We start from the raw sequence: 7,729 nt of genomic DNA, 5'->3' as shown, positions 1-7,729 counted from the left end.
TCAAATGGAATGCGCTCTTGGAGACCTTGCGCTGCACAGGCGCCTTCTCATCACACAGGCACTGCTCCAGCGGGGCATCACTGAACCGCTGCATTTCCTCAAACTCCTTGCCACAGCTCTGGCAGACATATTCGTAGATCGGCATCTTGCTTCTGTTTCCAACAGGTTGAAGGAAAGACCGCAACTTTGGGAGCCAACTCCTCCGTGCGATAAAATTAGTTTGTTAGCAAACTATCTAAGCTAGTGCTAGTTGTCAATGCCAGAAAACGTCAGGGATTCCATCTGAATCAATAGGCAGCACAGGAGTTCTTTCAGCCAAGAATAACTACGAAGAAAAGTGGCCTTCAGAGTCATCATTCAGAAAACGTCTGAGGAACCAAGCTGCGGCTGATTTCCTGACAACTTCTGAAGCCTGTCAGAAAATTAGGGTTTGACAATATGATGAATTGTGTCGGAATCTTTTGTCTTTTTTCCAATTTTCTGTCGTCTGCCTTTGGCGAAGATGGCCAAAATTTTCTACCAACTTTCGGGAGGATTCATGAAGACGAGCCTACGTCTCCTCTGTGGTGTGCTGCTCACTGCCTTTACTCTCAGTGGCTGCGCTGAGCAAATTCTGGATTCTGCGAGCAAGGATCCAGCCCCAACAGTGACGAGTGGAGAGGAAAGTGCTGCAAATACGATTGCCAAGTTCAGTACCTCAGAAGGTTTGGCTCCTCAACCCAGTGATGTAGTTCTTGCTAATGTCAATGCTGCGCTTCCTGCAGAAAGTCAGTTACAGGGTGTTAGTCGCTTGATGCCAGTCCGCATCCCTTTCAGCGCTCCGTTAGCCAGTCTGTATGACGAAGATGGCAACTGGAACGCTCTGGCAGGATCAAACTTGGCTCAAAACTTATTGATTCTCAATCTGACAGATTCAAACGCAGCACCTATACGTCCTATGCCGACAGGAGGAGGTGGAAATTTCAAAGTTGTCTATCAGGATGCCAATCATGAATTAGTTTTAGTTCCTGAAGCAGATACTTTTCAGGCAGGAACAATGTATGCGGTTGCTGTGAAAACTAGTTTGGGTGATGCTCAGGGTAATAATATTTCACCAGATGCCCTGACAAACATTCTTACCAATCCAAGTCCGATTGTAGTTGATGGAAAGATTGTAAATACCCTTTTCGATGATTTAGATACAGCTAATGGATTGGAAGGCCTCAGAACAAGTTACGCTCCTCTAGTTGCGACACTTCAGGCATTGGGTCAGATTGAAACGTATAATGACTTGGCTCAATTATTCACATTTACTACAGAGCCAGAAGATCCCGTCGTGGCCGCAGGTACAGCATCATTACTCAGTGCTGTTCAAGCAAATCTTGCGAATACATCATCGGCAATCTCAGATAATGTGAGTTGGGCAACAAGTTACCCAAGTAATGCAACACTAGGAGATCTACCTGTTGATTTAAAATCAGCAGTGTTGACTAGTCTAGCCAGTCCAGATACTAAAATTTTGAAGGATGATGTTGCTGTTGCCAGTATTCCAACTGATAACGTTAGCGTACTCTACAAGGGTTACTTCCCTTGTCAGAATTTCTTGGCTCAGACAGCAAATGGATGGGAACTAGATCTATTGAATCGTGCGGCAACACCAGGCACAGATTGTCCGAATAGTAACCCGGCACTCAATGGTAAGATTGGCTTTTGGCTTTCTGTGCCCAATTCTGTTGAGGGAGTCGTAGTCTTCATGCCAGGAATTACAGACGTGAAAGAGCAGGTGTTTACAGTGATGAATACTCTGGCCAGCAAGAACTTTGCAACTATTGTAATTGATTTTTGGGGTCACGGAGAGCGCACTTATGAAGATGTGAATGGTAATGGTAACTTGGCAGATGATTCTGGCGCAGCCTTTATACGCTTTGATAATCCAGCACTTTCTGTTGGCTACTTTATTCAGACACAGTTTGACTTATTTCGTATAAGAACGTTGCTTGAAGCTAATCCAAGAATCTTTGGAGCTATCGGTACACCTACACCAGTATACTACTTTGGATTTAGTGGGGCGGGTATGATTGGTAGTAATTTGATAGCTAGCAATTTTCCAGCAGAGCGTTTTGTGCTTAACAACCCAGGAGGAGATTTGATAGATATTCTTCTCAGTGGTGATTTTGGTCCAGGAATCCGTGAAGGTGTTGCCGCAGCTTCTGGCTTTGATACAAGTACCAAAGATGGACAGGAAACACTAAATTCTACTATGTTAGGTGTAGAATTAGCTGCTACTCACGCAGTGTTCAAAGGTGGTATCGATCCTCTTTCAAGTGCCTCTCTCTCAAATTCAGATGAAATCTTGATACAGCAAATTTTAGGAGACCTAACTACTCCAAATTCAAATACGGATCTGCTCTCTTTGGCAGAAGGAGTGACCACTTATAAAGATGGTGATGGTGCTTCGGATAACAGGACTCGAAGTCGCTGGATTTTCAATCCGAGTAACTATAAGTCAACAACAGAGAATACAGAGTCAGTGGTACACCGATCTCTAGTTAACTGGAAGACAGAAGCTACTCTGAGGGCGCAGCAACAAGCAGCCTGTTTCTTGGCAACTGGGAAAGTCTTGGATCCATCAAAAGAAATCAACATCACAACCTGTACTAACGTCAACTAAGGAGAATCATCATGAAAGCGCTCCGTCACTTTCTCGCAGCCCTCTCCTTTGTGGTGTTGGGCGGTACTGTTCAAGCAGCTGGTTTCAATACGCCCCAGTCTGGAGCCTCCTACACTGCTCAAGGACAGGGGGGAATTACCTTCTTTGACAACGCTGGTCTGGTTGTTCAAAATCCATCAGCGATGGTCAAGCTAGAGACAGGCATTCATATATACGGTGGTTTTGCTCGCTATGAAACCAAATACAATTACAAAGACCTTAATGGAGGGAGCAGTGCAGATTCTCAGACTGATCCATCAGTCGCTCCACACATCTATGCGGTCTACAACAATGGAGATATGGCAGTAGGAACAGGTGCGAATCTGCCCTTCAATTCAAGTGTTGAGTGGCCTAAAGATTGGGCTGGGCGAGATGTGTTGACCCGGATCAAATTGGCAACACTAAACCAACCGGTTGTGGTAGCTGGGCGTTTCGGAGATTTCTCAGTTGGAGGGGGTCTTAATTTCTATGCAGCCCATATCGAGTTGGAACGGGAGGTGGTTTACAGTGGTAATGACAGCTTCTCCGTAACTCTTGGGGGTAAGGGGACTGCTAATGGTTATAACGCATCGATTCTCTACGACACAGGAACAATAGCGGCAGCAGCGAATTATACCTCTCGCTTCACAGTCAGTGGAGAGGGAGATGCTAAATTTGATACCAGTAAGGCTCCTCCAGTTTTTACAAACCTCTTTCCAGATGGTGGAATCTCTGTCGACATCAAGTACCCTGATCTACTAGAAATGGCTATTTCTTTGAAGTCCTTTTCTTCAGGAGATGGCTACATCCCAGGTGCTTATGCAATTGAAGCTGGACTGTTGCGTAGTGGCTGGTCTGCCTACGATGAGGTCTTAATCCGATACGACAAAGGGTTGCCAGGTGATGGAACAACTGTGATTAAGCAGAATTGGGAAGATGTTGTGGACTATAAAATTGGTGGTTTTTACACGTTCACGGATTACTTAAAAGTTCGAGGAGGCTATTATAAAACGGCAAGCCCGATTCCAGAATCGACACTGGGGCCTACCACTCCAGATGGAGCTGGCCGAAATAGTTTCTTTGTCGGTGCTGGTTATAAGCGTCGCGCTTTCCTGATGGATTTGGCTTATCTAGTGAGTGACTTCCTACCCAGTACGACTCGAACTAATCCAGATCTGACTGGTAAGTACAAGGGTAACGCAAATGTACTGCAGTTGAGCGCTGGTTATTCCTTCTGAGTTACGGGAAGTGGAATAGGCTCTGCAGAACCAGCAAATGCTACGGGCTATCGGTACTATTCCGATAGCCTGAGAGCGTTTGCAGTGTCTCACCCTAGTTACTGATGATCCCTACCATCCCCAACCAACGAATTCCTTCCACGATTCTTCCTCTCGACAATAGCGCAACTCTCTGCCCTCTTTTCTTAAAGAAAATGCAGATTCCTACCAAAAAACGACTGCATTAGAGTGTAGACTCTCCTAATATCCTATAACCACCTCACTGAAAAAAAGAGCTTCGGAATACAGTCATGGAACGACGTAAACTTTCTGCAGAGCAACTGGTTAAAATCTACAGAGGTCGGCAGGCCGTCAAAGGGGTCTCGCTGGAAGTCGAGCAGGGTAGCATTGTGGGCCTGTTGGGACCTAATGGCGCTGGCAAGACAACGACTTTCTACATGATCGCAGGAGTAGTCCGTCCGGATCGAGGCACGATTTATCTGGATGAGGCTGAGATTACACACTACCCCATGCACAAGCGGGCGCGTTGTGGGATCGGTTATCTATCACAGGAGCGTTCGATCTTTCGCAAGCTGACTGTTGAGGACAACCTGATGGCGATTCTTGAACTGTTACCGATCAGCAAGGCCGAGCGAAAAGAACGCCTGGAGATGTTATTAGAAGAGTTGGGGATCGCTCATGTTCGACATCTCAAGGGCTATGCGCTCTCTGGGGGAGAGAGTCGTCGTACTGAGATTGCCCGAGCGCTGGTGCTGGAGCCTTCAATTATCCTGCTGGATGAGCCCTTCGCAGGGGTTGATCCGATTGCCGTTGCAGACATCCAGGAGACGGTTCGACAGCTCGCACGGCGCAATATTGGGGTGTTGATCACAGATCACAACGTCCGAGAGACATTTGGTATCATTGATCGAGGCTACATCATGAACGAGGGTACGCTCTTGGTCAGTGGAACACCGGAAGAATTGTCGAAAGATGAGCAGGCAAGGAAGGTTTATCTGGGCGAGACTTTCGCTTTTTAAGAGCAAATTGAGCAAATTTTATATTTTCCTCTAGCAATTTAAATGCCAATCGATTAGGGTATTGCCTACTTTTGGAAAAGACTCGCCAAGACCAACCGGATTGTTGGTAACATCCCCTCAATTTCCCAGCCGAGACGTCCTATGGCCATGCATATGAAGCTGCAAATGAAGATGACGCAGCAGCTCATCATGACCCCGCAGCTCCAGCAGGCAATCAAATTATTGCAGCTGTCACGCGCCGAACTGGAAGAACTGATTGAACAGTCGCTTGTTGAAAATCCTGTGTTGGAGGAGTCGATGGACATCGACACCTATCCCAGCGAAGAACAGCGGGAGATGACGACAGAGCAGACCGAAGTGCCGGTCAGCGAAGAGACCTATGAAACCGCTCGAGAAGAAGAGAAAGAGGAGACGACTGCCCAGGAAGAGGTGGACTGGCAGCAGTACGTGGAGCAGGTCGATCAGTATGGTCAGTACCAGGACCGACGAATTCGTAGCGGTGGCGACGATGATGAGCTTCCTTCCCTGGAAGCCACGTTGGCCCAAGACGAATCGCTGCAGGACCACTTGTTGTGGCAAGTGGGCTTGGTGCGCATGAGCAAGCTGGAGGTTGAGGTCGCTCACTACTTGGCTGGTAATATTGCTGATAATGGCTACCTGGTCACAAGCATTCGAGAAATTTTGGAAGGCAATCCAGAATTGCAGGATCGAATTCTGGAAGTGCTGGACAGTGATGAACTCACGGTCGAGCGTGAATTAGACGATTACTGGATGGACCTGCGCTACCAGCAGGAAAAAGGGGTGATGGGAGATGGTAAACGAAAGTCTCGCCGAGGAAAGAACCTACCTCCACCACCAGTTTTTGAGGAAGAAGAGTTAGAGGAAGATCTGGAGAACAGGGTACAGGTTTCCCCTAGAGCTGCTGCCTTCGTGGAAGAGGTGCTCTTTCAGCTTCAGACCTTTGATCCTAATGGAGTGGGAGCCCGCAGTTTGCAGGAATGTCTGCTGATTCAACTGCGCTTGTTGGGCCGGAGTGATGAGCTGTGCTATCGAATCGTAGAGCAGGACATGGAACTGCTTGAATGCAAGGATCTGAAACGAATTGCACGTCGTCAGAAGCAGGATCTGGAGCGAGTGTTGGAGGCCTACCGTGAAATCATGGCACTGGAGCCCAAGCCCGGTCGCTCTTTCACCCCTCCGCCTTCCCACCACTACATCATCCCCGACGTCTTCATCTACCAAGTCAACAATGAATATAAGGTGGCTCTCAACGCTCACGGCATGCCGCGGTTGCGTATCAGCAACTACTACCGGGAGCTTGTGGACAACATGGCAGAAGACGGCAACTTGACGAAGGAGTACATCCAAGAGAAAATAAAAGCGGGCCAGTGGTTGATGAAGAGCATCGAGCAGCGACAGAAGACGATCTACAAGGTGACCAAGAGTATTCTGCGCTTCCAGCGAAGTTTCTTCGAAAAAGGCATCCACTTCCTCAAACCGCTCGTACTCAAGGATGTAGCGGAAGATATTGATGTGCACGAGTCAACGGTTAGTCGTATCACGACCAACAAGTACGTGCACACGCCACAGGGCATCTTTGAACTAAAATATTTTTTCACCAGCGGCATTGATCAGGAGCAGGGTGAAGCCGTCTCTTCCAAGCGGATCAAGGACATGATCCAGCAGATGGTCCAGAACGAAGACGTGCGTTCCCCCTATACAGATCTGCAGATTGCGGATATCCTGCAAAAACGCAGTTCCATTAAGGTTGCACGCCGTACGGTTGCCAAGTATCGGGAGGCACTCAATATCCTGCCTTCCAATAAACGCAAACAATTGTTCTGAGAAAGCAGTTATGGGTATTTTCAATCGTTTCGTCAACGTCCTGCGCGCCAACGCCAACGCCGCATTGGACCAAGCTGAAGATCCGGAGTTGATGCTGACACAGATGATCAGCGATCTGGAAACCCAAAAGAGAGAGGCCAAGCAGCGAATGACTGAAGCGCTGGCTCTGCAAAAACGCTTTGAGCGTCAGACTGAGCAGGAAGAAGCTGAGGCGCAGAAGTGGGAAGACAAGGCTGTGCTGGCGGTACAGAAGGGCAAAGATGATTTGGCGAAAGACGCTCTGATGCGTAAGAAAGAGCACGCTCGTCGTTCCGAAGAATTCCGACAGCAGCTTGCTTCACATGCTCGTAACTCGGATTTACTCCGAGACGGCTATCAGCAACTGGAAGACAAGATCGAAGAGATCAAACGTAAGAAGAGCTTGCTCGTTGCCAAGCAGAAGCAGGCAGAAGCCCAGGAGCAGATCTATCAAACGATTGAGGGGCTTGGAGACAACGTCAGCGCAATGGAGGCAATTGACCGGGCGGAAGAGAAGATCGAGCAGATGTCAGCACGGGCGGAGGCGTATCAGGAACTGAGTCTGGAAGACAGTCGCGAAAGCCTAGATAAAAAATTCAAGGAGCTAGAGCACGAATCTCCAGATATGGATGACGAGCTCATGGCCCTTAAGCAACGAGCCCTGCCGGATACCCAGAAAAAGCTACCTGAGACCACAACCACTCCAGAGGCCCCAGCTGAAGAGGAAGACAAACCGATTATTCCTCCAGTCAGCAACATCGGCATGTTTGGTAAAATGAAGTAACTCCCTCTCGAGTCGACGTTCAGCCCCTACGCAGTGGTGGTTGACGTCGACGTCGGCCTTCCTCCCGCCGCGTCACTGTAGATTTCTGCTGCATCGGCACTCCCAGCGCAACTTCCTGATTCATCAATAGTGGTCTCAAGATTGGAACCGAACTCAG

The 7,729-nt window shown here is 48.2% G+C and carries 5 protein-coding genes; all 5 read left to right on the top strand.

The window, feature by feature from the left end; genetic code table 11:
• The first annotated feature begins 538 nt into the window (after positions 1-538).
• Positions 539-2,650 (top strand): hypothetical protein, encoded by a 2,112-nt coding sequence (locus P8O70_15525; protein ID MDG2198253.1) that lies wholly within the window; start codon positions 539-541, stop codon positions 2,648-2,650.
• Positions 2,651-2,661: 11 nt separating this feature from the next.
• Positions 2,662-3,906, top strand: coding sequence for an outer membrane protein transport protein (locus P8O70_15520; GenBank protein MDG2198252.1), 1,245 nt, complete (start codon positions 2,662-2,664; stop codon positions 3,904-3,906).
• Positions 3,907-4,196: 290 nt separating this feature from the next.
• Complete coding sequence (lptB, locus tag P8O70_15515; GenBank protein ID MDG2198251.1) at positions 4,197-4,925, top strand: LPS export ABC transporter ATP-binding protein; 729 nt, start codon at positions 4,197-4,199, stop codon at positions 4,923-4,925.
• A gap of 141 nt (positions 4,926-5,066) precedes the next feature.
• On the top strand, positions 5,067-6,770 hold the full coding sequence (gene rpoN / locus P8O70_15510) for an RNA polymerase factor sigma-54 (protein ID MDG2198250.1): 1,704 nt from the start codon (positions 5,067-5,069) through the stop codon (positions 6,768-6,770).
• Positions 6,771-6,780: 10 nt separating this feature from the next.
• Positions 6,781-7,572 (top strand): PspA/IM30 family protein, encoded by a 792-nt coding sequence (locus P8O70_15505; protein MDG2198249.1) that lies wholly within the window; start codon positions 6,781-6,783, stop codon positions 7,570-7,572.
• Positions 7,573-7,729 lie beyond the last annotated feature (157 nt).

The organism is SAR324 cluster bacterium, from assembly GCA_029245725.1.
In the GTDB taxonomy this organism is placed as follows: domain Bacteria; phylum SAR324; class SAR324; order SAR324; family NAC60-12; genus JCVI-SCAAA005.
Note: the sequence above shows the minus strand (reverse complement) of the source record. Positions and strands in the feature narration are given on the sequence as shown.

Bases quoted from the DNA above. Each gene is read 5' to 3' on its own strand.
- P8O70_15525 (MDG2198253.1), top strand. From the start codon at position 539: ATGAAGACGAGCCTACGTCTCCTCTGTGGTGTGCTGCTCACTGCCTTT.
- P8O70_15505 (MDG2198249.1), top strand. From the start codon at position 6,781: ATGGGTATTTTCAATCGTTTCGTCAACGTCCTGCGCGCCAACGCCAAC.
- P8O70_15520 (MDG2198252.1), top strand. From the start codon at position 2,662: ATGAAAGCGCTCCGTCACTTTCTCGCAGCCCTCTCCTTTGTGGTGTTG.
- lptB (MDG2198251.1), top strand. From the start codon at position 4,197: ATGGAACGACGTAAACTTTCTGCAGAGCAACTGGTTAAAATCTACAGA.
- rpoN (MDG2198250.1), top strand. From the start codon at position 5,067: ATGGCCATGCATATGAAGCTGCAAATGAAGATGACGCAGCAGCTCATC.